The following is a 24,306-nucleotide window of genomic DNA, read 5'->3' as shown; positions in this document are numbered from 1 at the left end:
TTGGGACGAGAGCCTGCGGGGAGAGAGAGCGTGGCGCGGCGGGTGCGCGCAGCGAAACGATGCCGCGTTGCCGCGGCGCCGCAAACGACATTGCAGTCATGACGCCCGCTTCGTCAGGTGACGCAACGGGTGTCCAGCTCGCCAATCCGGGCATCTACAACGGCGGAACACCGATCACGTTCGGCGGGCAGGCGGTCGCGCTGAATGGCGCATGGAACGGCACGCCGCAGCAGACGCTTGCCGTCGCGAAACAGCAGGTGACCGTGAGGGTCGCGCCGGTGAGCGCCGCGCTGATTCGCATCCGGTAGCATGTCCGGCTCAGAATCGGTACGAGATCCCGATCTGCAGGACCGGATACCACCGATACCGCGACATCGTCCGGTTCAGTTCGTCGAGGCCGCTGGAGGTCAGGATCTGGCTCTTCTGCGGTCCGGCCGCGGCGGCGAGTTCCGGCGACAGCGTGTACGAGCAGCGCGGGATCCCGTATGCGACACCCAGATCGGCGACGAAGCCGAGCCCTTTCGACGCCGGCCGATGCCCGTAGCCGATCCCGACATACGGCATCACGGTCGGATAGCGCGCCTCCGCGACCGCATACATCCCGGGCAGCGCCGGGTAGCGCTTGCCGGCGAAGACGTAGGTGCCGTTGGTGGGCACCGACACGCCGCGGATTTCGTCGTCGGTGAAGCGCAATCCGATCGTCGCGCGAAAGCCGCTGCCGCGCCATGGAAAGATGTCCGCATACAGGCCGCCTTGCCGCAGCTTGATGTCGTCCTGATAGCGATTGCCGGCCACGGTGAAGTCGTGCGTCAGATTGATCGCATTGAAATCCGCGTGTGCGCCCAGCACGGAGTTGAAGCTCACGGCCGCGCCGATGCCGACGCCTTGCGTGCCGCCCTGCAGGTAGATTTCCTGCGCGTGCGCGCTAGCCGTGAACACCATCGCCAGCGCAGCCCATTGGTTCATTGTCATTTTCACGGGCGTCTCCCCGACATGTGCCGGGCGCGCCGACCCGCCGCGTGCAGCGCATGCCGCCACGCGCAGCGGGCCCCCCGGCACGACATCTCGCAAGCAAGCTTGCTATTTGACGGATCACGCGTGCGGTGTCCGTTCGTGTCGCCGATACACGCATTGCGCGTCCGACACGACCGGCCACCATCCTGCGGCGCGATCCGATCCCCGATATTTCGATGTCATTGCGTGCCGCTCCCGCGATTCGTCGTTGCCATCGGTCGCGGTTGTGTCGAGCGGCCCCGGCCTAACCGCAAGGCGTGTGCCATGCGGCGCGGACCGGCGCGGGACAAGCGTCGCGGCCTGACGTCCGGGGTTGCGCGGGAGGGAATCGACGAAAATGTTTCAGAAGCGCATCTGTTTTCGGCGCGTCAGCGCCGTGCCCGATGCCGGGAAGCAGCGAATCGGGCGTCGCGACGCACGCCGGGAAAGCGTGCGCGGCCGTCGGCGCACGCGAAGTCGCAACGGCCGGCAAGCGCGTGTGACGCCACGCACGGAAGAAAATGTTTCATCAACGTGACCTCGCGCGAACCGCTCGTGGTCCGAGAGGCGAGATCGCGCGATACGGGTCAGGGTGAATACCGAGGACGATGCGTGCGCAACCAGTCGCTGGTGGGATGGCCGTTCATACGCATCGATGCATGCAATGTGGGCCGACGATCCCGTTCGCCGGCGGTATGCAGATCCGGCGCCGGGAGCAACTGACGCGTTCGTCTGCCGAGCCGCTCGTCCGAGCGGGCCCAGCGCATCCGCTACAGCCCGTACCCGCCTGACACGTTCAACTGCTGCCCCGTGATGTAGTTCGCACGGTCCGACGCGAGAAACACCGCCGCGCGCCCGATATCGTGCGCCTTGCCCCAGCGCTTGAGCGCGAGCATTTTCTGCGTCTCGTCGATCCATGCCTGGTCGAACTGCCCTTGTTCGAGCAGCACCGGAAACATCCCCGCCTCGATCACGCCGACCAGGATCGAATTCGCGCGAATCTCGTGACGGCCCTCCTCGCGCGCGAGCCCTCTCACGAGCGCCTCGTTCGCCGCCTTCGGCGCGACCGACAATCCATCGCGATCCGGCCAGCGCAGATGCCCGGCCGAGCCGAGCGTCACGAACGACCCGCCGCCCGACGCGCGGAAATGCGGCAACACGGCCTTCGCCGCGTTGAAGAAGCCGACGGTCTCGACCTCGATCGCGCGCCGCCAGTCGTCGTGCGTCATGTCGCCGATTCGGCGCTGGTTCACGAACGGGCCGGCCGCCCACACGATCGTGTGCACGCGGCCGTGCGCGTCGATCGCTGCCGCGAGCGCCGCATCGATCTGCGCGGGATCGGTCACGTCCACGCAATGCGTGGTGGCCGCGACACCCGTGCCGCGCAGGTCGCGCGCGACCCGCTCTGCCACGTCGGCCTTGCTGCGATAACCGAGCGCGATCGGCACGCCGGCGCGCGCGAATTCGAGCGCGACGCCCTGCCCGATCCCGCCGCTGCCGCCGAACATGAGCACCGCGCCCTGTGGAAATCCCGTTTCGTTCATGCGTTCATCCCGTTGGTGACATATCGCGCGCCGGCAGTCAGGCCGCCGCTTCGGTGCCCGCGCGCAGCCGGTACTTCAGCACCTTGCCGGCCGCGCTCGTCGGTAGCTGCTCGACGAATGTGAAGTGCCGCGGCACCTTGTAGTTCGCCATGTTGCTGCGCGCCCAGTCGTTCAGCGCGGCGGCGTCTGTGTGCGCGCCGGGGCGCAGCACGACGTACGCATGCCCGACTTCGCCGAGCCGCGTATCGGGCACGCCGACCAGCGCAACCTGCGCGATCGCCGGGTGCGCGGCCAGCAGCCGCTCGATCTCGGCCGGATAGCAGTTGAAGCCGCCGACGATGAACATGTCCTTGATCCGGTCGGTGATCTTCAGGTTGCCGTTCGCGTCGACGCAGCCGAGGTCGCCGGTATGCAGCCAGCCGTCCGCGTCGACGGTTTCGCGCGTCGCGTCCGGCTGGTTGAAGTAGCCGCGCATCACGTTGTAGCCGCGCACCCAGATCTCGCCGGTCTCGTCTGGCCCGAGCGCCGCGCCGTCCTGCCCCGCGATACGCAACTCGACGCCCGGCATCGGTCGGCCCGACGTGCAGGCGACCGTCTGCGCGTCGTCGCCATGACGGCACAGCGTCGCGAACCCGCACGATTCGGTCAGCCCGTAGCCGGTCAGCACGGTCTCGAAGCCGAGCTCCGCGCGCATCCGCTCGATCAGGCTCGGCGCGATCGCGGCCGCGCCCGTCACCGCGATCCGCAGCGACGACAGGTCGCGCGTCGCGCGATCGGGCGCATCGAGCAGCGCGTAGTACAGCGTCGGCGGGCCGGGCAGCACCGACACGCGTTCGTCGGCGATGCGCCGCAAGACGTCGGCGGGCTGGAACACGAGATGCGGCAGCACGGTCGCACCGCTCGACAGCGCGGCGAGCCAGCCCGCCTTGTAGCCGAACGTATGGAAAAACGGATTGACGATCAGGTAGCGGTCGTCCTGGCGCACGCCGGCAATCGTGGCCCACGCCTGCGCGGCCCGCAGGTTCTGTCCGTGCGCCGTCATCACACCCTTCGGGCGGCCCGTCGTGCCGGACGTGAACATCAGGTCCATCACGGTATCCGGTGTCACCTGCGCCTCGCGCTCGCGCACGGCGGCGAGCGGTACCGCCGCGCCGCGCGCGAGGAACGCGTTCCAGGTTTCGTCGCGCGAGCCGGACGGCGGGTCGCCGTCGAACACGACGACGCGTTCGAGCGTCGCGGGCCGGTGCGGCGCGAGCATCGCCGGATAGGATTCGCCGAGGAAGGTGCCGCAGCAGAACAGCAGCCGCGCGCCGCCGTCGTGCAGGATGCCGCCCACCTCCATGCCCTTCATCCGCGTGTTGACCGGCACGAGAATCGCGCCGACGGTGTGGATCGCCAGCGCCGCGACGATCCATTGCGGCAGGTTCGGCGCCCATACGGCGATCCGGTCGCCTGCGTCGATGCCGCTCGCGAGCAGCGCGCGCGCCGCTTCGAGACGCGCCGCATCGAGTTCCGCATAGGTCAGCCGGCCGTGTTCCGACTCGATCGCCGGATGCGCGCCGTGGCGCGCGGCAGCCCGCGCGATCAGCGCGGGCGTGGTGAGGATTTCGTTGTCCATCGTCATAGGCATCGCAACAGGGTTGCCGCGCGCGCCGCCGGCGCGCCACGGCTCAATCGGGGAACACCACGCGCAGCGCGTCGCTCGCGGGCCGCGCGCGGCAGGCGAGCGTCCAGCCGGCCGCGATCTCGTCGTCGTCGAGCACGTGGTTGCCGTCAAGCGCCACCTCCCCGCGTTCGACCCGGCACATGCATGCGCCGCACTGCCCCATCCGGCAGGAATTCGGCGCGGGCAGCCCGGCGCGCAGCATTGCGTCAAGCAGTGTTTCGCCGGGCGCGCTGTCGAACGCGAACGCCTCGCCGTCGAGCACGGTCTCGATCGCCGCGCCATCGCCGGAGTCGGCCGCGGAGGTCGCTGCGGACGATGCCGCCGGATCGGCCTGCGCCGGCGCATCGGGCAGCGACGCGAAGCGCTCGACATGCACGCGCGCACGCGGCAGCCCGAGGCCGAGCATCGCGGAGAGCGCATTCTCCATGAACATCGCCGGCCCGCAGATGAACGTTTCCTGCTGGCTGAACGGCCGCGCGAGTTCCTCGAGATGCCGCTGCTGCGGCACGCCCTGCACGCTGTCGAGCCAGTGGATCACGCGCAGGCGCCCCGGATGGCGGTGCGCGAGCTGCTGCAGTTCGTCGCGGAAGATCACCGAGCGCTCGTCGCGGTTCGCATAGATCAGCGTCAGCGTCCCGCGGCCGTGCACGAGCGCCGATTTCAGGATCGACAGCACCGGCGTGATGCCGCTGCCACCGGCGAACAGCAGCAGGTCGCCGTCGAGCGTGCGCGGCGTGAAGACGCCGGCCGGCGGCAGCACGTCGAGCGCATCACCCGCACGGATGTGGTCGCACAGCCAGTTCGACGCGCGACCGTCGCGCACGCGCTTGACGGTGATCTTCGGTGCCGCATCGATGCCCGGCGCGCTCGACAGCGAATAGCAGCGTGCGACGGTCGCGTCGGCACACGGCACGTGCAGCGTCAGGAACTGGCCGGGCCGGTATGCGAACGCATCGCGCAACGCGGCGGGCACGTCGAACACGAACGAGCATGCGTCGTCGCTTTCGGCAATGACGTCGGCAACGGTCAGCCGGTGAAAACGGGAATCGCTCATCGCCGGCTCCTCATGCCGCACCGGCCTCATGCCGGCCGGTTTCGCGTGTGCGGCCCCGCGCCGGGTTCGACGCGAGCGCCGGTGCGATGCATGCGAACGCATTGAGCACCTGCGTTGCCGCAGCACCGATCAACAGCACAAGCGCTCGCATGATCGTTGTGTCCGCACCGTTCGCGATATTGCGGTTCAGTCTGCGTGTCATGAGTCGTCTCTTTCCGATACGGTCAGGCGTGCGGCCGTCACGCGGCCGCGCGGTTCGCGGGCGCGCCGGGCGTCGTATACGCCCCGTCGAGATAGACGAGCGGATCGACGTCGCCGCTCATCAGCACTTCGCGGATTCGCCCGATGAACACCGTATGCGTGCCGTATTCGAAACGCCCGTCCTGCTCGCACACGAGGCTCGCCTGCGAATCGTGCAGATACGGGACGCCGAGCGGCGACGTGCGCCACTCGCCCGTCGTGAAGCGCGCCTCGCCCTTCAGGCGGCCGCTGCAGTCGATCGCGATGCCTTCGTGGCGTGCCGACAGCACGTTCACGCAGAACGGCGCGCCCGCGTCGAGCGGCGGATACAGCGACGCATTGCGGTTGATGCAGATCAGCAGCGACGGCGGATCGGTCGACAGCGAATCGACCGCCGTCGCGGACATCGAGTAGCGCCGGCCGTCGTGCGCACTGCTGATGACCGTGACGGAGCGCGCGAGGCGGCGCATCGCCAGCAGCATGTCGGTGCGCAGCGGATGGGTAGTGAGATCGCTCATCATTGGACTCCGTCAAGTTCAGTCGTGGACGGCCGATCTGACCGTCCGCCGGCGTCGGCCGCCTGCGCGGCCAGGTGGTCGGCGGCGATGAACCCGAAGGTCATCGCCGGACCGAGCGTCGAGCCCGCGCCGGGGTAGCTCGCGCCCATTACCGATGCACTGGTGTTGCCGATCGCGTACAGGCCGTCGACCGGCGCGCCGTCGGCGCGCAGCACGCGCGCGTGCCCGTCGGTGACGAGCCCGCCCTTCGTGCCGATGTCGCCCGCGTCGATCCGCACCGCATAGAACGGCGCCTCGTCGACCGGGCCGAGACACGGATTCGGCTGGTTCCTCGGATCGCCGTAGTACGTGTCGAACAGGTTGTCGCCCTTGCCGAACGCTTCGTCGATACCGGTTGCCGCGTAACGCGCCATGTCGCGCAGCGTGTCGCTCAGCCCGGCCGCATCGACGCCGATCCGCTCGGCGAGCGCATCGATCGTGTCGGCCTTCACGAGCACGTCGCGAAACGCGTCCGGAATACGCGAATCGGGCATCATCGGGGCCGGCATGATCGGACCGCACGGATACTTGCGGCGAAAGCGCGCGTCGAACACCATCCACGCCGGCACGCACGCGCCGGTGCGCGCATGGTCGCGATACATCGCCGGCACGAATTCGGAATACGGCGCGGCCTCGTTGACGAAGCGCTTGCCGAGGCCGTTGACGATCACGCAGCCCGGCAGGTTGCGTTCGACGAACAGCGCACGCTGCTTCTCCTCGCCCGCGACGCCGACCGTCGGCGCGCCCCATACGTGTTCCATCAGCGCGAGTGCGCCGCCGAGCCGGTGGCCTTCGGCGATCGCGTCGCCGGTGTTGGCCGGCGGCGTCGCGCTCCATTGCATCTGCGTCGGTTGCGGCAGGTAGCGTTCGCGCATCGGCTGGTTGCGCTCGAAACCGCCCGCGCCGAGGATCACGCCGCGCCGCGCGACGATCGTTACGGGCTGCCCGAAGCGCTGCACGCGCACGCCCGTCACGCGGCCGTCGACGTCGAGCAGGTCGCGCATCGGCGAGTCGAGCCACACGGGCACGTTGCGGTCGAGCAGCGCGCGGCGCAGCCCGCCGATCAATGCATTGCCCAGTGTCAGGCGCCGGTCGCGCCGCGTCCGGCGGCGCACGCCGAAATCGAGCCAGTACCGGCCGAATTGCGCGATCGCGAGCTTCATGAAGCCCGGCCCGCGCGAGAACAGCGTGTGCGCCTCCTTCGACGTCACGGCCACGCGGCCGCCGATCAGCGTGCCGGGTGAAGGCGGACGCAGCCGGTCGAGTTCGTCGCCGAGCAGCGCGCCGTCGAACGGCAGCGGATCGAGCGCGCGATAGCCCGGCATCGCGCCCGGCAGCCTCTGGAAATAGTCCGCGTACTTCGGCAGCGCCTGGTAGCGCACCGGCGTCTTGGTTTCGAGGTAACGCAACATCTCGGGCGCCTGGTCGAGATACGCGTCGAGCCGCTCGCGCGACGACGCGCCGGCCGTGCACGCATCGAGATAGCGGCGCGCGGCCTCGCGCGTATCGGTCGCGCCGAGTTCCGCGATATGGTGGTTGCACGGGATCCAGATGCCGCCGCCGGAGATCGCCGACGTGCCGCCGTACAGCGCCGTCTTCTCGATCACGACGGCGGACAGGCCGCGGTCGGCCGCGCGGCATGCCGCGAGCAGCGCGCCCGCGCCGGAGCCGACGACCACGACGTCGAACACGTATTGCTGCGCTTGCGTGTCGTTCATCGCGACCTCGTCAGATGAAGTAGTCCGTGTTCTCGCGGCCGAGCATCACGGCGCCGAGGTTCTGGCCGAAGCGGTCCACGTTGTTCGCGTAGTGCGCGCGGGCCGCGTGCAGGTCGAGGAAGCGGCGCACCAGCGGATTGCGGTGATAGATGCCGTTGCCGCCCGCATAGCGCAGCAGCGCGTTCGCGGCCTGCGCGCAGCGCTCGGCGACCTGCGCGGACTGGTAGCGGAAATGCACGCGACGCTCGATCGACACGGCCGGGCCGCCCGTCACCGATGCCATCAGTTCTGCGAAATTTCTCTTGAGCAGCACCTTCATCTCGTCGATCGCGACGGCCGCGTTCGCGCACGCGTTCTGCGCACCCGGATCGTCGGTCGTCTTCGCGCCGCTGTTGGCCGACACGCGCGTGGCCGCATAGCCGGTGAAATCGTCGAGCGCGCCCTGCAGCGCGCCGATGCACGACGTGCATACCGCACGCACGAATATCTGCGCGAACGGCAGCTTGAACAACGGCGCGTCGTTGACGGCCAGGCCCGGGCTCGTGCCCATCATCCCGTCGAGCGCCTTGTGCGTGCGGTAAGCGGGCACGAACGCGTCGTCGACGACGATGTCATGGCTGCCGGTCGCGCGCAGGCCGAGCACGTCCCAGTCCTGCTGGATCCGGTAATCGGATTTCGGCAGCAGGAACGTGCGGTATTCCGGCGGCTGGCCGGCTTCGGCCGGCGGCACCAGCGCGCCGAGGAACACCCATTCGCACAGTTCGCTGCCGCTCGAGAACTTCCAGTGGCCGGACAGTCGGAAGCCGCCTTCGACCGGCGTCACGCGGCCGACCGGCATGTAGGTCGACGCGATCAGCGTCGCGGGATCCTTGCCCCACACGTCCTGCTGCGCGCGTTCGTCGAACAGCGCGAGCTGCCAGTTGTGCACGCCGACGACGCCGTATACCCATGCCGTCGACATGCACCCGCGCGCGAGCGCCATCTGGATGTCGAAGAAGGCTTGCGGATCGAGCTCGTAGCCGCCGTAGCGCTTCGGCTGCAGCACCTTGAAGAAGCCGGCGGCCTGCATGTCGGCGATCGTCTCGGCCGGGATGCGGCCCTGCGCTTCCGCCTGCGCGGCGCGGCCGGCCAGCGTCGGCGCCAGGGCCTCGGCCCGGGCGATCAGCGTGGTGGCCAGTGCGTTCGAATCGTTGTCGCGGTGCACGAATGTCTCCTGTGATACGGGGCGCGCGCGGCGGCGCTCATCCCGGTCTCTCTCTAAGTGGTTCGTCGCGGCCGGCGCCGCGAGCCAGGGCTCCTGCCGACGATGGTCGGGCTCGCGCGGCCGCGCCGCATCGTCCGAAGGGACGACGGGCGCGGCCCGCCCCGCCTTACGCGCAGGCGCGCTCCTTCTCCTTGTTGAAGAACGGGATCACGTGCTCGCCGATGTTGCGGATCGTCTCCATCTGCGCTTCGTGCGGCACCGTGCCCATCTGGCACAGGAACAGCACCTCGTCGACGCCGGCTTCCTGCAGGCGGCCGACGTAGCCGATGCAGTCGTCCACCGTGCCGTATGCGTGGTTCGGGTTCATCATCGCGAGCGCCGGGTCGGCGAAGTTCACGACGACTTCCTCCGACGCGAAGCGCGAGCGGATCACCATCTCCCCGGTGTCGGCCTGCACGAGGTCGTCGCCCCACTTCGCCGGGTCCGGACGCTCGCCGCCCGTGTACCAGTACGCGAGCGACTCCATGAAGTAACGCTGGCCGCGGATGCCGATCTTGCGGGCGGCCTGGCCATCGGCCATCACGACCGTCGGGCACAGCGCCGCGAGGTGCTGGGTCGGGCGGAAGCCGACCTGGTCTTCCGGCTTGCGGTTCGCCCACGCTTCGCGGTACACCGCGTTCTTCTTCGCGACTTCGTCGGGGCCGCCGAACCCGAGCACCAGCGCGCCCATCCCGCGCTGGCCGGCGCGCAGCAGCGCGTCGGTATTCGTGCACGCGAGGTACATCGGCGGGTGCGGATCCTGGAACGGCTTCGGGTGGATCGGGCGCTTCGGGATCTTGATGTACGTGCCGTCGTGCTCGATCTCGTCCTGCACGAACATCTTCGGCACCAGGTACATCGACTCGTCGATCATCGGCTGCAGTTCGTTGAGGTCGTAGCCGAACGCACCGGCTTCCTGCTGGCTGCCGCCCTTGCCGACGCCGAAGTGCACGCGGCCGCCCGACAGGATGTCGAGCAACGCGACGCGCTCCGCGACCTTGATCGGATGGTTCATCGCCGGCGGCAGGCACACGACGCCGTGGCCGAGGCCGATGCGCGTCGTGCGGCCGGCCAGGTACGCAAGGAAGGTTTCCGGCGCGCTCATGTGCGCATAGTTGGTCAGCGACGTGTGCTCCACGCACCAGATCGTGTCGAAGCCGACCTGCTCGGCGAGCAGCGCCTGTTCGACCGTCTCCTTGAATACCCGGTGGTCGCCCTCGCGCGATGCGTCGGTGGTCTGGGCTTCGTAGATGAGGGAAAACTTCATTGCGTGCGTCTCCATGTATGTTGGACGAGTCGGGGTCGTGCGGCCCGCCCGCACGATACGGACGAATAGCGACGGTCCACGGATGGGAGTGTCGGCGCGCGGGCCCGCACGGGCATCGTCTGTTTGGAGTAACGGCATGCATGCGGGGACAGAGGGGTTTCACCGTCATCCGAACAGACTGCGTCGCGGCCGGCACCGCGCGCTAGCATCGAATGACGGCCCGGTGCGGACCGTACACATCAAGACGAGGGAGAGAGGGAATGAAGGTATCGATGCTGCTGTATCCGGTCGACGACATCGACACGGCCTTGCCGCTGTTCGTCGACGGGCTGGGCCTGAACGTGAAGTTTCGAGACGGCGACCGCTATTGCGCACTCGACGGCGGCCCGCTGACGATCGCGCTGGTGGCCGGCGACGAGCAGATCGTCGAACGCGCGGCGCTCACGCTGCGCGTGGACGAGGACGACGACCTTTACGCGGCAATGGCGCGGGTCGTGAAGGCAGGCGCGTCGGTGCGCGTGCCGGTGCAGGCGGGGCCGCACGAATACCGCGCGGTGCTGGAGGACAGGAACGGCGCGCTGCTGGTGATTTCTCAGAAACGCGCCGCGTGAGCGGCCACGTGTGGCGCGCATGCCACGCGATCCGGCCGGCGGAAACCCGGCCGGATGCCGCGGGATCGATCGGTGTCGGGTAATGCGCCGGGCGGGATCGAGCGTCCCGCCTCTTCATCGGCGATGTCGATGACGGTCAGTGCCATAACGCGGCTTCCCGATGGCCACCGGAATCGGTACCATCGGACGTTTGTAGGCCGGCCGTGCGCCGGCGCGAGCCTGCCGGGCCGCGTCGCCCGTCACGTCGCCACCGCGCCGGTCGCCGCACTTCCCGTTTCGTCATGTCCCGCGAACCCTCACACTCCGCGCTGCTGTGGATCGTCGCCGCCGCGTTCTTCATGCAGTCGCTCGACACGACGATCGTCAACACCGCGCTGCCGTCGATCGCGCAAAGCCTGCATGCGTCGCCGCTCGCGATGCAGCCGGTCGTGGTCGTCTACACGCTGACGATGGCGATGCTCACGCCGGCGTCCGGCTGGCTCGCCGACCGGTTCGGCACGCGCCGCGTGTTCTCGCTCGCCATTTTGGTGTTCTCGCTCGCGTCGATCGGCTGCGCGGCGTCGCACACGCTCGGCCAGCTCGTCGTCGCGCGCGCCGTGCAGGGCATCGGCGGCTCGATGCTGCTGCCGATCGGTCGGCTCGCGGTGTTGCGCCGCGTGCCGGGCGAACGGTACGTCGCGGCGATCGCGTTCGTGTCGATCGCCGGACAACTCGGCCCGATCGTCGGGCCGACGCTCGGCGGCTGGCTCACGCAGGCGATTTCCTGGCACTGGGTGTTCATCGTCAACGTGCCGGTCGGCGTGGTGGGCTTCATCGCGGTGCAGCGCTTCCTGCCGCACGATCAGGCGATGCAGCCGCCGCCGTTCGACTTCGTCGGCTGTGCGCTGCTGTCGGTCGCGATGATCGCGCTGTCGCTCGCGATCGATCCGCCAATGCCCGCGCACCGCACCGGCTGGGCGATCGGGCTCGCCGTGCTGGGCATGGCGAGCGCGCTCGCGTACCTGCCCCACGCGCGGCGCCGCGCGCAGCCGCTGTTCCGGCTCGCGTTGTTCCGCGAACCGAACTTCGGCTCGGGGCTGCTCGGCAACCTGCTGTGCCGGATCGGCACGAGCGCCGTGCCGTTCATGCTGCCGCTGCTGATGCAGGTGCAGCTCGGCTATACGCCGCTCCAGTCGGGGATGATGATGCTGCCGGCCGCGATCGCCGGCGTGATCGCGAAGCGCTGGATCGCGCCGCTCGCGACACGCTTCGGCTATGCGACGTTCCTGGTCGTGAACACGGGGATCGTCGGCTGCGCGATCGCGGGGTTCGCGCTGGTCTCGGCACGGCCCGCGCCGGCGCTGGAGATTGCGTTGCTGATCGTGTTCGGCGCCGCGAACTCGATGCAGTTCGCCGCGATGAACGCCGTGACGCTGAAGGGCCTGTCGCATGCCGACGCCGGCAGCGGCAACAGCCTGTTTACGATGATGCAGATGCTGGCGATGGGGCTCGGCGTATCGATCGGCGGCGGGCTCGTGAACCTGTTCGCCGCGCATTGGGGCTCGATGGCGAACGGGTTCATCCTGTCGTTCGTCTGCATGGGCTCGGTCACGCTGCTGTCGTCCGTCGTGTTCCGGCGCATCGATACCGCCGCGCCGCCGAGGCCAGTCGCGCCGCGGCAGTCCGCGTAAGCGGCGCCACGGGCGGGCACGACCGGCCGTCAGTTCACCTGGCGGCGCTCGACGACCCGCTTGAGCACCCAGCGGATCGACGAGCCGTCGGCCGGCGGCTGCGCGACGCGGTATTCGTCGACTTCCAGCACGTATCGATAGCCCGGCTGGTACGCAAAACCCTCGATACCCGCATACCACAGGCTCCACGGCTCCGCCGGGCTGCTGCGCACCTGCAGGCAGTCCATCGGCGCGACGCCCGTGCAGCGCGCCGCCTGCGGCGCGACATAAACGGTCCTGGTCACGGGCCGGCCGTCGGCCGGGCGAGCCGCGCGCGCGTCCGTCGCGGCCGCTCCGGTCTGGCATCCGGCGAGCAGCATGCTGCCGGCGATCACGGCCGCGCCGAGCAGCGTTCTGGTCTTGCGAATCATCGGGTGTTCCTCAGGAAGCATTGGCGGGCCGATTAGACGAACGCTGCTTCGGGAAAGTTCACGAATGGCTTACAACGGCATGCCGCCACCCTCATTCGTGCGATGTCGTGCGTGCGCCGGCGCGCTACCGTATTCCGGTGCAGGCCGCCGCGCGCCGCCGTCGGCGGTCCGGATACGCCCGTGCACGCACCCGCACGCCCGGCGCACCGCGACCCGGCGCTGCAACAGGAGACAACCCCGATGACCACGGCGCCCCCGGCCCTTCCCCCGAGCCTTGCCCGATCGAGCCTGACGCTCGAGCAGTTCGACGCGCTGCTCGCGACAATCTACGAAGGCCCGCTGGAAGACGTGCCATGGGGCGGCGCCCTCGAACGGATCCGCGTGCATCTGGACGCGAACTACGTGACGATGATCCTGCGCTGGCCCGCCGGCGGTCACGCGGGGCTGATGATCAATGCGTCCGGGCACGGCGCGCCGCTGCCGGGCGTCGCGTCGTACAACAACTACTATTACGCGCTCGATCCGTTCGTGAACCTGCCGAGCGATCGTGTCGTCACCGTCGACGAGTTGCCCGGCGTCGGCGTGTGGCGCGGCAGCGCGATGTATCGCGAATTTCTCGAGCCGTTCGACGTCGGCTACCTGATGGGCGCGGACCTGCGCACGCCCGACGGGATCGAATGCCGGTTCCGCGTGTGCCGCTCGCATCACGGCCACGCGTTCTCCGTGACCGACAAGGCCGTCTGCAACGCGTTGCTGCCGCACCTGAAGCGCGCGGTGCGACTGCATGCGAAGTTCGGGATGGTCGAATCGGAGCGCATGCTGTACGCGAGCACGATCGACCGCATGCTCGTCGCGACCGCGATCCTCGACGAGCGCGGCACGATCATGAAGACCAACTCCGTCGCGGACGAGATCTTCGCCGAATGCGACGGCCTGCGCGTGCGCGGCGGCGCGCTCGAGGCCTCGTATCCGCTGGAGGACCGCAAGCTGCAGAAGCTGATCCGGCAGGTGGTCGCGGAGCGCGCGGGCGGCGCGCCGACGGTCGCGCAGGCGATCGCCGTGTCGCGCCCGTCCGGCAAGCCGCCGCTCGGCGTGCTGATCCGCACGGTCCCGCTCAGCGAATGGTCGGAGGACAATCCGCGCCGGCCGGCGTGCGCCATCTTCATCCGCGATGCCGAACGCAAGTCGCAGGCGTCGCACGACATCGTGCGCAAGCTGTTCGACCTCACGCCGGCCGAGACCGCCCTGGCGCTCGCGCTCGTCAACGGGTCGACGCTCGAGGAGGCAGCCGACGAGCTCGACATCAGCAAGAACACCGCGCGCTCGCACCTGCGCGCGATCTTTTCGAAGACGGGCGTCACGCGGCAGGCGACGCTCGTGCGGACGTTGCTGAACAGCGTGTTGTCGCTGGGGTGACGTGGCCGTGCTCGTCCGCCACGCGCTTCGTCACCGGCCGGACACGCGCGATCGACGGCGGCTTCACCGCATGGCGATCGTGTATTACCATCGGCGCTTCCTCGTACGCTTCGTCGCGCCGCGTGCGCCCGCCCGCTCACCGGCGAGCCGCGCCACCTCTTCGCATGACCTCACCCGTTCCGTCCGGCGTCGCGCTGCGGCCGCAGCCGATCGATACGCTGACCGTGCCGGCCGCGCTCGACGGACGCGCGGGCACCAATCGCTCGACCAGCGCGCATCCTCAGATCGCCGCGACGCATGATCTCGACGCCGTGCGCGCGTGGCTCGCACGCTTCGTCGATACGCCCACCACGTTCCAGAACTACCGCAAGGAAGCCGAACGCCTGCTGCTGTGGGCCGTCATCGCGTGCGGCAAGCCGCTGTCGTCGCTCACGCACGAGGATCTCGTCGGCTACCGGCAGTTCCTGCTCGCGCCCGTGCCGGCCGACCTGTGGTGCGCGAACGGCGGCCGCAAGCATCCGCGCGGCGACCCGCGCTGGCGGCCGTTCTACGGGCCGCTGTCGGCGGCCAGCGAGCGGCAGGCGATGGTCATCCTGAACGTGATGTTCTCGTGGCTCGTGCAGGCCGGCTACCTGGCCGGCAATCCGCTCGCGCTGTCCCGGCAGCGGCAACGACGGCCCGCGCCGCGCGTCACGCGCCATCTCGGGCCGCCGCTGTGGCAGGCGGTCAAGGATGCGATCGCCGCGATGCCGCGCGACGACGCGCGCGCCGCCGTCCATGCCGATCGCGCGCGCTGGGTATTCACGCTGCTGTATCTCGGCGGGCTGCGCATCACCGAAGCAGCCGACACCACGATGGGACAATTCTTTGCGCGACGCGATGCGAACGGGCGCGACCGCTGGTGGCTCGACGTGACCGGCAAAGGCGGCCGGCAGCGGCTCGTGCCGGCCACCGCCGAGATGATGGTCGAGCTCGCGCGCTACCGGCGCGCGCATGGCCTGCCCGCGCTGCCGGCCGACGGCGAACCCACGCCGCTCGTGCTGCCGGTCGGTCGCACGCGCAAGCCGCTCACACGCGCGGCGCTGCACCGGATCGTGAAGCAGGTGTTCCGGTTCGCGGCCGAGCGGTTGCGTGCGCAGGGAAATGCAGGCGAAGAACAGGCGCGCGTGCTCGAACAGGCGTCCGCGCACTGGCTGCGCCACAGCGCCGGCTCGCACATGGCCGATGGCCGCGTCGATCTGCGGCTCGTGCGCGACAACCTCGGGCACGTGTCGCTGACGACGACGAGCCAGTATCTGCATGCGGACGACGACTGGCGGCACAGCGAAACCGAGGAGAAGCACCGCATCGGGTGGTGAGCGGCGCGCCGTTCACGGGCTTCAATACACGGCCACCCAATGTCCGGGCACCCACGCCCAGTGATTGCCGGCCCAGCGGTAATGGCCCTTCGCCCAGCGATAACCTGGCGCCGGCGGCGGGGGCGCGACCTCGACGACCGGCGCGGGCTGCGGCGGCCGCGCCGGTTCCACCACGCACGCGGACATCAGCACGGCACTCGTCGTCGCCAACACGGCAAGCGATACGGATCGGATCTTCATCGTCGATTCTCCCTGTTGTGTCATATGTAATCGGCTGGCGGATGCGAGCGCGCGCATGCCGCGCGTCATGCGGTTCCGCGAACGAGGCCCGTCATCGGCCGCGTCGCGCCGCTTTGCGCGAACAGCGCGGCCGCGGTATGGCCGGGATCGAGCCGCAGGCTTTCGGCGGCCGCGCCCGCGATCAGCGCATCGAGCGACGCGGTCGGCTTCAGGTCGCGTCCTTCGTACAGGTCGCCCGGCCGCAAGCCTGGCCACTCGGCGATCACGCGCCCGCCCGCGACCGCCCCGCCCGCCAGCATCGCGACCGACGCCTGCCCGTGATCGGTGCCGCCCGTGCCGTTCGCGGCGGCCGTGCGGCCGAACTCGGTCGCGACGAGCACCGTGGTCTGCTGCCACACCGGCCCGAGTCCGTCGCGCAATGCGGCGAGCATCGTGTCGAGTGCCTTCAACTGATTCGCGAGCCGCGCGTTCTGCGCGCTGTGCGTGTCCCAGCCGCCCGTCTCGATCATCGCGATCCGCGGGCCGTCGCTGCGCGCGAGAAACGTCGCCGCAAGCTTGCCGACGCCCGCCGGATCCTGGCGCGCATGCGCATCGCCGGCGAGGCCCCGCGCGGCCATCGCCGACTGCCACAGCGGCCCGAGCTGCGCGTCGGCCTCGTAAAGCGCCGATACGCGCGCGAGCAGGTCGTCCGGCGCGGCCGGCAGACCGGACGCCGCATACGACGCGGCCTGCACGCTGCCGCGCAACGCGAGCGGCACCGTCGGCGCGAACGCGATCGCGCGGTCGCGCGTCGCCGGCAACACCGCGGCGAGCCGGTTGAGCCAGCCGTCCCTCACCTGGTACGGCGCGCGCCCGCCCGTCTCCAGCACGTTCTGGCCGTCGAAATGCGAGCGGTCGCGATACGGCGACGCAATCGCGTGGACGAACAGCGCCTGCTTGTCCCGAAACATCTGCGCGGTCTGCACGAGCGACGGATGGAGCGCGAACATGCCGTCGATGCGTGTCGCCGCCGCAGCGTCGATCGCCAGCGGGCCGCGCAGCGACGCATACGCCGGTTCCGCATACGGGACGACGATGTTCAGCCCGTCGGCGGCGCCGCGCTGGATCACGAACACGAAGCGCCGGTCGGTTTCGACGTTCGCGAACACGATGCGCGGCGCGACGAGGATCGCGCCCGCGCCGGCCGCGGCGACGCTCAGGAAATGTCGACGAGTCAAGGATCGGGCCATGTTCATCTCCGTTGGAAATCGGGCGACACGAGCAGCAGCGCGAGCGACGTGGTCGCGCTTTCGGCACGCGACAGCGCGGTCGCCGTCGACGCGCTCAGCGAGCCGGCCAGCAGCGTATTGCCGAGCGTGCGCGGGTCGAGCCGGTCGCCCGTGCGTGCAGCCAGCCGCTGCGCGATCTCGACGCGGCGCACCAGCGCGTCGGGCGCGGCCCAGCTCGCGGCGACGTCGTCGTAGCCGGCCGGCGATCCGGGCCGCCATACCGGCTGGCCGAGTTGCGCGAGCAGCGGCGCGACCTTCAGGTCGCCCGCGTCGCGCCAGCCGAGCCCGCGCAGCGACGACACGGCCCACTCCCACGGCGTCTTGAACTTGCGATTGACCGGCGCCCAGGCGTCGGGCGCATCGACCAGCGCGCGATAGACGGTCGGCAAATCGCCGCCGCTCGTCTCGAATGCGCGGGCGAGCCGGTCGGTGAGCGCAGGCGGCGGATTGTCGGCGACGAAATGGCGGGCGAGCTGGAACGCGATATGCCGGCCCGTCGCGGGCGAACGTGCCAGGTCGGCCAGGATCGCGCGTGCCTGCGCTTCGCCCGGCTGGTCGTAGGTGCGTCCCATCACCGTGCGTGCGCCCGGTTCGTGCAGCTTCGGACGGAACACGAACGCACCCGGCGCCGCGCCGCCGGGCTGCGGCCCGCGTCCGCCCGCGATGCTCCAGCCGGTCAGCGCGCGCGCGAATTCCGTCACGTCCGCTTGTGTGTAGCCGGTCCGCACGCCGAGCGTATGCAGTTCCATGATTTCGCGCGCGAGGTTCTCGTTGAGGCCGCGTCGCGCCGCCGGATTGCGGGCTTCGGCGCGCAGCGCGGCCGGGCTGTCGGGGCCGACCGAGCGCGCCTGGTCGAGGAACAGTTGCATTGCGGGATGCCGCTCGACGGCGACGAGCATGTCCTCGAAGCGGCCGAGCACGTGCGGGCGGATCGCATCGCGCTCGAATGCGCCCGCATACGCGGCCACCTGCCCCTTGTCGACCGACACCGCGAAATGGTTCGCCCAGAAATGCACCAGACGCTCGACGAACGGCGCGGGCGTGACGAGCGCGCCGTTCAGTCGTGCGGCGACCGCGCTGCGATATGCGTCGTAGCCGTCGCGGCGGATCGACTGCTCGGTTGCACGTCTGGCCGCCGCGTCGTCGCTCGTCATCGCGTTGCGGGCCGTCGCGAAGCGCGTGGCGAGCGTGATCGCGTCGGGTTCGCCAGCCCATGCGGCCGGCCGTGCGTCGTAACGGTCGAACTGGGCGACCAGCGCGGCCTTCGGATCGACAGGCGGCGCTTCGTCGGGCCGCGCGCCGAGGCCGAAACGGTTCAGCGCGATGGCGGCCGTTGAGATGTCGTTCGGATGGTCCATGACGGGGGCTCTCGCGATGCGTACCCGTGTTGAACGGTGGCTGGCGGGAAATCCGTCGCTGCATGGACGAAATATTTCCGGTTCAGCTCGTAGACGTCGAATCTGCCGCTTCTTGCACGCGGCTTTCAACTGGCGTCGAGCATTTGCTTGCGCCGGCAGGTAGGCAAACGGAGAACCGGCTGAAGAACCTCACGGAACTGGATATCACCGGCGGGTCCGGAAAGTTCCGCGGCATCCACGGCATCGTGCGCGCGGAAACAGTGTCCGACGCCAAGGCGTTCAACCAGAACCACACCGAGTTCGAATACTGGTTCGAGAAGTAGCCAGGAGACGGCGTCACGTCGGCAGACGCATGGGAAAATCCGGCGTCCGTTCCGGGCCGGCCATGCTCGCGACGATCACCCGAGCTCGAAAGACGTCACCCCGAACACGCGGTCGATCGCAATCGCGGGCGCTTCCTTCGTATACATCCGCGCGGTCTCGAACACGCTCGACATGCCGTGACGTTCCGCCAGCGCGACGGCTGCGGGGTTCGTTTCCGGCACGTCGAGCACGATCACCTCGCCGGGCATGCGCGACGCCAGCGCACGAAACAGCCCCGTCGCGACATCGGCGTCATCGGCAAAGAGCGGGCCGATCTTGCAGCCCGCGTGGCAGCGGCGCACGACACCGTATCCGGCAACACGGCCCGCGTCGATGGTCGCGAGCGCCACGGCATCCGGCTGCGCGATCCAGACGGAGACGAAACGCTCGCGCGCCGCCGGAAAACACCGGCGATCGTAGGCGAGCAACTGCTCGAACGGTACGTCGGCCGCTGCCGCAACCTGCGCGCACCCGATGCCGCCCACGCGCCCCTGATAGCGGATGTTGCGATACGCGAGCCGGAACCCCGACTTCCTGTAATTCGCCTGCTGGGCAACGACACCGTCCAGGCCGATGTTTCGTTCTCCAAGGTAACGCATGCCGTGCTGCCAGATGCGCAGGCCGAGGCCTTTGCCGCGAAACGCCGGTTTCACGATGTAGAGACCGATGAAGCCGAAGTGTTCGTCATAAGCCACCGCCGCGAGGCAAGCGGCCGGCTCGCCGCGCCAGATGCCGACGAAGAAACCGGCCGGGTCCGCTTCCCTGAAACAACGCGCGTCGTGCCGGCCAGGGTTCCATCCTTCCGCGGCCGCCCATTCGACCGACATGGCCACTTCACTGGCCGACATGGTGCGCACGATAAAGTCTTCGCTTCGATCCATGGCTCGTCCTTGCCGCGGCTCTCGAGATTGCCGCCACGTGTTGCGGTGCGTTCATCGGGAATGTGCTGCCGATCGGGCCATCATAATCCCGGGACAGGTATCGGCGTGAACGGTCATTCCGTGCCGTCACTGGACGACGTGTGGCTTACTCGTTTCCCGCCGCCCCCTGCTGCTTCTGCAATCTCGCCGGCATCCGCCAGTTCCCGCTACGCCGCAACCCGTCGACGAACTTCGCGCGCTCGTCCGGCGTGAGCGTCGCCGCGAAATCGACGACACTGCGCTCGACTTGCCCTCGCAACGCACTATCGGCCGCTCGCGTCCGGTCGAGCGCCGCATCGATCGCCGGACGATCGAGCTGCGGCGCGGCCAGCAGATCGAGCACCGTGATCCGCCCATCGCGCCCTTCCCGCGCGAAATCCCGAGCGTCCTTGCGCGCCGCCTTCAGCGCCGCCGCGAACGCCTGCTGACGCGCATCGGACAATCCGTCCGCGGCGAACCGCAATGCCGTGCGCTGTCCGGGCATCCCCGTTCCATGCAGGCCACGATGCGTCGAGAACCACTGATACGCGCCGCCGCCAATCGCGCCGAGCATGAACACGTTCAGCACGACCGACCCGACGAGCAACAATTTCCAGCCGCGTTCGCTCATTCGTCGCCTCCGTCGATGCTCGGGCCGCCGAACGTCGTCGTCAGGTAGCCCGGTTCGTGTTGCGCGATCGGCGCGCTGCCGAGCATCAGCATCGACACGGCCACCGCGCCGGCCAACGCCCCGGCCAGCCCGACACCCGCGAACGCCGCGCCCGACCACCACACCCTGCCCCGGCGCCGCGCACGTTGTGGCACCGGCGCCGACGCGACGATGCGTTCGACGAGCGCCGGCGCCGGCGGCGCGACCGTGTCCTGCATGAGCCAGGCATCGAGCTCGGCGGCATCGTCGAGCGCCTCCAGCGCGTCGCGCGGATGCGCTTGCGCCCACGCTTCGGCCGCCGCGCGTTCGTCTTGCGGCCAGCGCCGCGCATCCGAGCCGTACGCGGCGACGATGGTACGGAATCTTTCGGGTGTCATCGCTTGTCCTCGCTAGGTGGGTCGCCGGCCAGTTGCGCGCGCAGGTTGCGCCGTGCGCGCGCGAGCAGGCTTTCCAGCGCATCGACGGTGATGCCCATCAGGTTCGCCGCTTCGACGTTCGACATGTCCTGATAGTACTGGAGCACGAGCGCTTCCCGCTGCCTTGGCGGCAACGCGGCGAGCGCCTCGCGCACGCGCGCGTCGCGCGAGCGCAACTCCGCGTGCGCGGCCGGCTCGGGTTGCGGGTCGGGCATGTCGGGCAATGCGTCGACCGGCTCCTCGCGCCGCCCGCGCAAGCGGTCGTAGCACAGGTTCAGCACGACGCGATGCAGCCACGTGTCGAAGCGCGCTTCGCCATCCCGCCAGCGCGGCGCATGATTCCAGATCCGCAGGAAGGTTTCCTGCGCAACGTCTTCGGCTTCGGTCCGGTCGCCGAGCATGCGTGTCGCGAGCGCGAGCAAGCGCGGCAGTTTGCGTGCGACGAGCGCACGCACGGCCGACGCGTCGCGCGCGCCAACCCGCGCGACGAGTTCCGCGTCCGGATCGGCGTCGCTCAACGCAGGCCGCTCCGCGATGCGCGGTGCGAACGCCGCATGCTGCCGGCGGTTGCGCCCGTTGTCCGGCTGAAGCTCATCGTCGTGCTCTCCTTGCATGCGTCGGACCGGCGCTTCTTCGACACTTGGTGCGCCGCGCCCGGGATCGGCCCGGTCGATTTCGTCGAGATCCGGTTCGAACGGCATATCGATCCTGTCGATCGCCCGCCGGCCGGCGCGATCAATATACGACGACCGGCGCGGGCCGGTAATACACCGGGCGCGCCGGCACCACGACGCAGCCGGCCAGCACGATGGCCGCGGCTGTCAGGATCACGATGGTTCGAAAAGGCATGGCTCGACCGATGAGATTGTGTGGAAGTCCCGCCGCGCGGACGCTGCACGCCGCGCGGCGCCCTGCGCGTCACGCCCAGTGGCCCGGCACCCAGCGCCAGTTCGGGCCGCGCGCGGCCCAGTGTCCCGGCACCCAGTGATAGCCGGCACGTACCACTTGCCAGTGACCTGGAATCCACACGTAGCGGCCGTGGCGCCAATGCCAGTGGCCCTGATCCCATACGTAGCCCGCGCGCGGCGCCGGCATCACTTCGACGCGCGGCGGCGGCGGTGCGACCGGTGCGACGATGACGGCCTGCGCGAATGCGGCGGACGTCGCCAGCGCGGCCACGCATCCCGCGGCAAACCGTAATGAAATGGAAAGTTTCATGCAAGACTCCGAAGCATCGTTTCCCGGCCGGAAGTGGCCGTTCGTTCGTTAAACGACGCATGCGAAAAAATCCGTCGCGACACACGCAAAAAAATTTCCGCCGTGACGGCAACGCCGCGCGCGCCATCGACGCATCGGGCCCGCGCATCGATTACCGTCTGTCACAACCCGGCAAAACTGAACTTCGACAATGCGTGTCACCGGGATCCCGCTCGTTTCCGGCCCACGCCCCCGACGCGCTCGCGCACGGCCGGGCAGTTCCGCATCTCGCGTGTCATCCAACGAAAATACGATCATGTCGAACCAGGAAAACCTCCCCGCCGAGTCGAACGAGCCGGCCGCTTCCGTATCGCGTCGCGGCTTCCTGAAACTGGCCGGCGTCTCCGGCCTCGCCACCGCCGCGGGCGGGCTCGCGGCCGCCCGCGCCGCCGGGTCGAATCCGGACGGCACGCCCGAGCAGGTGCACCTGACATGGGGCAGCGACCCAACATCGGAAGTCGCGATCTCGTGGGCGTCGCTCGCACCGGCCGTCAATCCGCGCGCGCGGATCGTCGCCGACGGCGAACCGGCACGCACCGTGCACGGCGTGCAGCGCATCTACACCGACGGCCTGAACGGCGAAACCGTGTTCACGTACCACGCACGGGTGCACGGCCTGAAGCCGAACACGCGCTACCGCTATGAACTGACGGCCGACAACGACAGCAACGCCGCGCAGCCGTTTGCCGCGACCTTCACGACCGCGCCGCGCGGGCGCGCGCCGTTCCGCTTCACGAGCTACGGCGACCTCGCGACGCCGAATGGCGCGTGGGTGCTGTCGTCGCCGCAAAGCCGCTTCGCGGTGCAGGCCGTCGAGCAGTTCCAGCCGCTGTTCCACCTGCTGAACGGCGACCTCTGCTACGCGAACCTGAACCCCGCGCATCAGCCGGAGGTGTGGCGCGACTTCGGCAACAACAACCAGACGTCCGCTGCGAACCGCCCGTGGATGCCATGCCCGGGCAATCACGAGATCGAATTCAACAACGGCCCGCAGGGGCTCGACTCGTATCTCGCGCGCTACATGCTCCCGGAGAACGGCACGCGCTTTCCGGGCCGCTGGTACAGCTTCCGCGTGAGCTCGGTGCTGTTCATCTCGCTCGACGCCGACGACGTCGTGTACCAGGATGCGGCCGCATTCGTCGGCGGCCCGAATCCGCTCGTGCCGGCCGCGAGCACCGGCCGCGCGCCGATCGACCCGGGCACGTCGTTCTACGTACGCGGCTACAGCAACGGCGAGCAGACGCGCTGGCTCGAGCACACGCTGCGTCACGCGTCCCACGATGACGACATCGACTGGATCGTCGTGCAAATGCACCAGGACGCGCTGAGCTCGTCGAAGACGGGCAACGGCTCCGACAAGGGCATTCGCGAGGCATGGCTGCCGCTGTTCGATCGCTATGGTGTTGACCTCGTGCTGTGCGGTCACGACCACGACTACGAGCGCAGCTACCCGGTGCGAGGCTGCAATCACCGCGCGGGCGTCGATGCCTCGACCGGCGAAGTCGTCGAGACGCTGCAGCCGCGTCCGGTCGGGTCGACCGACCCGAACAGCACGACGTTCGACACGAGCCACGGCACGATTCACCTGATTCTCGGCGGCGGCGGCACCAGTGCGCCGCTCGACGTGTACGGCGAAAACCCGGCGACCGGCTTTGCGCAGGCCAAGGTCTTCACGAAGCCGAACCGGCCGGTGCCGGGCGCCGCACCGAACACGTTCGTGCGCAAGCCGGCCGATGCGCTCGAGGATGCGATCTGGTCCGCGCGCCGCGATACGGGCACGGGCTACGGGATCGCCGTGTTCGACCACGATCCGGGCAAGCCGGGCGGCCACACGACGATCACGATGCGTTATTACCACGCGCCGGGCGCGGATCAGCACCCGACCGCGCAGTACGAGCTGTTCGAGACGATCGAGCTGAGCAAGAAGCGCGGCGAGCGCTGACGCGGCGGCCGCCCGCGGCGCGCGATCGCGCGGCGGGCGGCCGGGGCCGGCTCGTGCGGGACATCGTGCGCAACGCGCACCGTCCACTTACCGGCACGGCGAATGCGCGACGGCCTGCTTCACGCGGATCGGCTGCGCCCGTTCGT

26 protein-coding genes are annotated in these 24,306 nt (G+C 69.4%); 7 read left to right on the top strand and 19 right to left on the bottom strand.

From position 1 onward, the window contains the following. Window positions 1-98 precede the first annotated feature (98 nt). A complete protein-coding gene (locus WS66_RS05665) occupies window positions 99-308 on the top strand; it encodes a hypothetical protein (RefSeq protein ID WP_059600545.1) in 210 nt (69 codons plus the stop codon). 10 nt (window positions 309-318) lie between these two features. On the opposite strand, the gene WS66_RS05660 is transcribed toward WS66_RS05665, so the two are convergent. The 9 genes from WS66_RS05660 to WS66_RS05620 all read right to left on the bottom strand — a co-directional run bounded on the left by WS66_RS05660 (window position 319) and on the right by WS66_RS05620 (window position 10,282). Next, window positions 319-972 carry a hypothetical protein gene (locus WS66_RS05660; RefSeq protein WP_082728896.1) on the bottom strand — a complete coding sequence of 218 codons (654 nt, stop codon included), beginning with the start codon at window positions 970-972 and terminating at the stop codon, window positions 319-321. A 791-nt stretch (window positions 973-1,763) separates the two neighbouring features. Continuing rightward, window positions 1,764-2,537, bottom strand: coding sequence for an SDR family NAD(P)-dependent oxidoreductase (locus tag WS66_RS05655; protein ID WP_059600546.1), 774 nt, complete (start codon window positions 2,535-2,537; stop codon window positions 1,764-1,766). A gap of 37 nt (window positions 2,538-2,574) precedes the next feature. Beyond that, window positions 2,575-4,161, bottom strand: coding sequence for a FadD3 family acyl-CoA ligase (locus tag WS66_RS05650; protein ID WP_059600547.1), 1,587 nt, complete (start codon window positions 4,159-4,161; stop codon window positions 2,575-2,577). A 46-nt stretch (window positions 4,162-4,207) separates the two neighbouring features. Further along, window positions 4,208-5,257 (bottom strand): ferredoxin--NADP reductase, encoded by a 1,050-nt coding sequence (locus tag WS66_RS05645; RefSeq protein ID WP_059600548.1) that lies wholly within the window; start codon window positions 5,255-5,257, stop codon window positions 4,208-4,210. Window positions 5,258-5,267: 10 nt separating this feature from the next. Continuing rightward, on the bottom strand, window positions 5,268-5,459 hold the full coding sequence (locus tag WS66_RS05640; protein ID WP_059600549.1) for a hypothetical protein: 192 nt from the start codon (window positions 5,457-5,459) through the stop codon (window positions 5,268-5,270). Between the two features lie 37 nt (window positions 5,460-5,496). Continuing rightward, window positions 5,497-6,015 carry a flavin reductase family protein gene (locus tag WS66_RS05635; RefSeq protein ID WP_059451250.1) on the bottom strand — a complete coding sequence of 173 codons (519 nt, stop codon included), beginning with the start codon at window positions 6,013-6,015 and terminating at the stop codon, window positions 5,497-5,499. Continuing rightward, entirely contained in the window at window positions 6,015-7,772 is a 1,758-nt protein-coding gene (locus WS66_RS05630) for an FAD-binding protein (protein WP_059600551.1), read from the bottom strand. The genes WS66_RS05635 and WS66_RS05630 overlap by 1 nt, the downstream gene beginning before the upstream one ends. 10 nt (window positions 7,773-7,782) lie before the next feature. After that, the gene (locus WS66_RS05625; RefSeq protein ID WP_059600552.1) at window positions 7,783-8,976 is read right to left on the bottom strand and encodes an acyl-CoA dehydrogenase family protein; all 1,194 of its coding nucleotides are present in this window, start codon (window positions 8,974-8,976) and stop codon (window positions 7,783-7,785) included. 166 nt (window positions 8,977-9,142) lie between these two features. After that, on the bottom strand, window positions 9,143-10,282 hold the full coding sequence (locus tag WS66_RS05620; RefSeq protein WP_059600601.1) for an LLM class flavin-dependent oxidoreductase: 1,140 nt from the start codon (window positions 10,280-10,282) through the stop codon (window positions 9,143-9,145). A 260-nt stretch (window positions 10,283-10,542) separates the two neighbouring features. Between WS66_RS05620 and WS66_RS05615 the strand changes: the two genes are divergently transcribed. Further along, the gene (locus tag WS66_RS05615) at window positions 10,543-10,893 is read left to right on the top strand and encodes a VOC family protein (RefSeq protein WP_057925050.1); all 351 of its coding nucleotides are present in this window, start codon (window positions 10,543-10,545) and stop codon (window positions 10,891-10,893) included. On the opposite strand, the gene WS66_RS33560 is transcribed toward WS66_RS05615, so the two are convergent. Continuing rightward, window positions 10,875-11,039 carry a hypothetical protein gene (locus WS66_RS33560; RefSeq protein WP_159086520.1) on the bottom strand — a complete coding sequence of 55 codons (165 nt, stop codon included), beginning with the start codon at window positions 11,037-11,039 and terminating at the stop codon, window positions 10,875-10,877. The two genes, WS66_RS05615 and WS66_RS33560, sit on opposite strands and share 19 nt — an antisense overlap. Before the next feature lie 135 nt (window positions 11,040-11,174). On the opposite strand from WS66_RS33560, the gene WS66_RS05610 reads away from it, so the two are divergent. Continuing rightward, window positions 11,175-12,563 carry a DHA2 family efflux MFS transporter permease subunit gene (locus tag WS66_RS05610; RefSeq protein ID WP_059600553.1) on the top strand — a complete coding sequence of 463 codons (1,389 nt, stop codon included), beginning with the start codon at window positions 11,175-11,177 and terminating at the stop codon, window positions 12,561-12,563. A gap of 29 nt (window positions 12,564-12,592) precedes the next feature. Here the strand turns inward: WS66_RS05610 and WS66_RS05605 are convergent, their stop codons facing one another. Beyond that, a complete protein-coding gene (locus tag WS66_RS05605) occupies window positions 12,593-12,973 on the bottom strand; it encodes a DUF4377 domain-containing protein (protein ID WP_059600554.1) in 381 nt (126 codons plus the stop codon). A 240-nt stretch (window positions 12,974-13,213) separates the two neighbouring features. On the opposite strand from WS66_RS05605, the gene WS66_RS05600 reads away from it, so the two are divergent. Then, a complete protein-coding gene (locus tag WS66_RS05600) occupies window positions 13,214-14,389 on the top strand; it encodes a helix-turn-helix transcriptional regulator (protein ID WP_059600602.1) in 1,176 nt (391 codons plus the stop codon). Window positions 14,390-14,553: 164 nt separating this feature from the next. After that, the gene (locus WS66_RS05595; RefSeq protein ID WP_059600555.1) at window positions 14,554-15,747 is read left to right on the top strand and encodes a tyrosine-type recombinase/integrase; all 1,194 of its coding nucleotides are present in this window, start codon (window positions 14,554-14,556) and stop codon (window positions 15,745-15,747) included. A gap of 21 nt (window positions 15,748-15,768) precedes the next feature. Here WS66_RS05595 and WS66_RS05590 read toward each other — a convergent pair whose 3' ends face one another. The 3 genes from WS66_RS05590 to WS66_RS05580 all read right to left on the bottom strand — a co-directional run bounded on the left by WS66_RS05590 (window position 15,769) and on the right by WS66_RS05580 (window position 18,613). Continuing rightward, a complete protein-coding gene (locus WS66_RS05590; RefSeq protein ID WP_059600556.1) occupies window positions 15,769-15,987 on the bottom strand; it encodes a YXWGXW repeat-containing protein in 219 nt (72 codons plus the stop codon). Window positions 15,988-16,052: 65 nt separating this feature from the next. Continuing rightward, the gene (locus WS66_RS05585; protein WP_059600557.1) at window positions 16,053-17,216 is read right to left on the bottom strand and encodes a DUF1501 domain-containing protein; all 1,164 of its coding nucleotides are present in this window, start codon (window positions 17,214-17,216) and stop codon (window positions 16,053-16,055) included. Window positions 17,217-17,218: 2 nt separating this feature from the next. After that, window positions 17,219-18,613, bottom strand: a complete 1,395-nt coding sequence (locus WS66_RS05580; protein ID WP_059600558.1) for a DUF1800 domain-containing protein — start codon at window positions 18,611-18,613, stop codon at window positions 17,219-17,221. A gap of 62 nt (window positions 18,614-18,675) precedes the next feature. On the opposite strand from WS66_RS05580, the gene WS66_RS05575 reads away from it, so the two are divergent. Next, window positions 18,676-18,936: a hypothetical protein gene (locus WS66_RS05575; protein ID WP_159086519.1), complete on the top strand. Its 261-nt coding sequence runs from the start codon at window positions 18,676-18,678 to the stop codon at window positions 18,934-18,936. A 75-nt stretch (window positions 18,937-19,011) separates the two neighbouring features. Here WS66_RS05575 and WS66_RS05570 read toward each other — a convergent pair whose 3' ends face one another. The 5 genes from WS66_RS05570 to WS66_RS05550 all read right to left on the bottom strand — a co-directional run bounded on the left by WS66_RS05570 (window position 19,012) and on the right by WS66_RS05550 (window position 22,179). Continuing rightward, on the bottom strand, window positions 19,012-19,857 hold the full coding sequence (locus WS66_RS05570; protein ID WP_059600560.1) for a GNAT family N-acetyltransferase: 846 nt from the start codon (window positions 19,855-19,857) through the stop codon (window positions 19,012-19,014). A gap of 145 nt (window positions 19,858-20,002) precedes the next feature. Continuing rightward, window positions 20,003-20,506 carry a periplasmic heavy metal sensor gene (locus tag WS66_RS05565; protein ID WP_059600561.1) on the bottom strand — a complete coding sequence of 168 codons (504 nt, stop codon included), beginning with the start codon at window positions 20,504-20,506 and terminating at the stop codon, window positions 20,003-20,005. Next, the gene (locus WS66_RS05560; RefSeq protein ID WP_059600562.1) at window positions 20,503-20,922 is read right to left on the bottom strand and encodes a hypothetical protein; all 420 of its coding nucleotides are present in this window, start codon (window positions 20,920-20,922) and stop codon (window positions 20,503-20,505) included. The genes WS66_RS05565 and WS66_RS05560 overlap by 4 nt, the downstream gene beginning before the upstream one ends. Continuing rightward, complete coding sequence (locus WS66_RS05555) at window positions 20,919-21,662, bottom strand: RNA polymerase sigma factor (RefSeq protein WP_082728897.1); 744 nt, start codon at window positions 21,660-21,662, stop codon at window positions 20,919-20,921. The genes WS66_RS05560 and WS66_RS05555 overlap by 4 nt, the downstream gene beginning before the upstream one ends. A gap of 217 nt (window positions 21,663-21,879) precedes the next feature. Continuing rightward, a complete protein-coding gene (locus WS66_RS05550; protein WP_059600563.1) occupies window positions 21,880-22,179 on the bottom strand; it encodes a YXWGXW repeat-containing protein in 300 nt (99 codons plus the stop codon). Between the two features lie 295 nt (window positions 22,180-22,474). Between WS66_RS05550 and WS66_RS05545 the strand changes: the two genes are divergently transcribed. After that, complete coding sequence (locus WS66_RS05545) at window positions 22,475-24,160, top strand: purple acid phosphatase family protein (RefSeq protein WP_059600564.1); 1,686 nt, start codon at window positions 22,475-22,477, stop codon at window positions 24,158-24,160. The last annotated feature ends 146 nt before the right edge of the window (window positions 24,161-24,306 follow it).

Origin of the sequence: Burkholderia sp. LA-2-3-30-S1-D2, assembly GCF_001523915.2 — a bacterium.
In the GTDB taxonomy this organism is placed as follows: domain Bacteria; phylum Pseudomonadota; class Gammaproteobacteria; order Burkholderiales; family Burkholderiaceae; genus Burkholderia; species Burkholderia diffusa.
The sequence above is the reverse complement of the archived record's forward strand: the minus strand, read 5'-3'. Positions and strand labels throughout refer to the sequence as shown.

Coding starts and splice junctions, on each gene's coding strand:
- WS66_RS05665 (WP_059600545.1), top strand. CDS start 99: ATGACGCCCGCTTCGTCAGGTGACGCAACGGGTGTCCAGCTCGCCAAT.
- WS66_RS05660 (WP_082728896.1), bottom strand. CDS start 972: ATGACAATGAACCAATGGGCTGCGCTGGCGATGGTGTTCACGGCTAGC.
- WS66_RS05655 (WP_059600546.1), bottom strand. CDS start 2,537: ATGAACGAAACGGGATTTCCACAGGGCGCGGTGCTCATGTTCGGCGGC.
- WS66_RS05650 (WP_059600547.1), bottom strand. CDS start 4,161: ATGACGATGGACAACGAAATCCTCACCACGCCCGCGCTGATCGCGCGG.
- WS66_RS05645 (WP_059600548.1), bottom strand. CDS start 5,257: ATGAGCGATTCCCGTTTTCACCGGCTGACCGTTGCCGACGTCATTGCC.
- WS66_RS05640 (WP_059600549.1), bottom strand. CDS start 5,459: ATGACACGCAGACTGAACCGCAATATCGCGAACGGTGCGGACACAACG.
- WS66_RS05635 (WP_059451250.1), bottom strand. CDS start 6,015: ATGAGCGATCTCACTACCCATCCGCTGCGCACCGACATGCTGCTGGCG.
- WS66_RS05630 (WP_059600551.1), bottom strand. CDS start 7,772: ATGAACGACACGCAAGCGCAGCAATACGTGTTCGACGTCGTGGTCGTC.
- WS66_RS05620 (WP_059600601.1), bottom strand. CDS start 10,282: ATGAAGTTTTCCCTCATCTACGAAGCCCAGACCACCGACGCATCGCGC.
- WS66_RS05615 (WP_057925050.1), top strand. CDS start 10,543: ATGAAGGTATCGATGCTGCTGTATCCGGTCGACGACATCGACACGGCC.
- WS66_RS33560 (WP_159086520.1), bottom strand. CDS start 11,039: ATGGCACTGACCGTCATCGACATCGCCGATGAAGAGGCGGGACGCTCG.
- WS66_RS05610 (WP_059600553.1), top strand. CDS start 11,175: ATGTCCCGCGAACCCTCACACTCCGCGCTGCTGTGGATCGTCGCCGCC.
- WS66_RS05605 (WP_059600554.1), bottom strand. CDS start 12,973: ATGATTCGCAAGACCAGAACGCTGCTCGGCGCGGCCGTGATCGCCGGC.
- WS66_RS05600 (WP_059600602.1), top strand. CDS start 13,214: ATGACCACGGCGCCCCCGGCCCTTCCCCCGAGCCTTGCCCGATCGAGC.
- WS66_RS05595 (WP_059600555.1), top strand. CDS start 14,554: ATGACCTCACCCGTTCCGTCCGGCGTCGCGCTGCGGCCGCAGCCGATC.
- WS66_RS05590 (WP_059600556.1), bottom strand. CDS start 15,987: ATGAAGATCCGATCCGTATCGCTTGCCGTGTTGGCGACGACGAGTGCC.
- WS66_RS05585 (WP_059600557.1), bottom strand. CDS start 17,216: ATGGCCCGATCCTTGACTCGTCGACATTTCCTGAGCGTCGCCGCGGCC.
- WS66_RS05580 (WP_059600558.1), bottom strand. CDS start 18,613: ATGGACCATCCGAACGACATCTCAACGGCCGCCATCGCGCTGAACCGT.
- WS66_RS05575 (WP_159086519.1), top strand. CDS start 18,676: ATGGACGAAATATTTCCGGTTCAGCTCGTAGACGTCGAATCTGCCGCT.
- WS66_RS05570 (WP_059600560.1), bottom strand. CDS start 19,857: ATGGATCGAAGCGAAGACTTTATCGTGCGCACCATGTCGGCCAGTGAA.
- WS66_RS05565 (WP_059600561.1), bottom strand. CDS start 20,506: ATGAGCGAACGCGGCTGGAAATTGTTGCTCGTCGGGTCGGTCGTGCTG.
- WS66_RS05560 (WP_059600562.1), bottom strand. CDS start 20,922: ATGACACCCGAAAGATTCCGTACCATCGTCGCCGCGTACGGCTCGGAT.
- WS66_RS05555 (WP_082728897.1), bottom strand. CDS start 21,662: ATGCCGTTCGAACCGGATCTCGACGAAATCGACCGGGCCGATCCCGGG.
- WS66_RS05550 (WP_059600563.1), bottom strand. CDS start 22,179: ATGAAACTTTCCATTTCATTACGGTTTGCCGCGGGATGCGTGGCCGCG.
- WS66_RS05545 (WP_059600564.1), top strand. CDS start 22,475: ATGTCGAACCAGGAAAACCTCCCCGCCGAGTCGAACGAGCCGGCCGCT.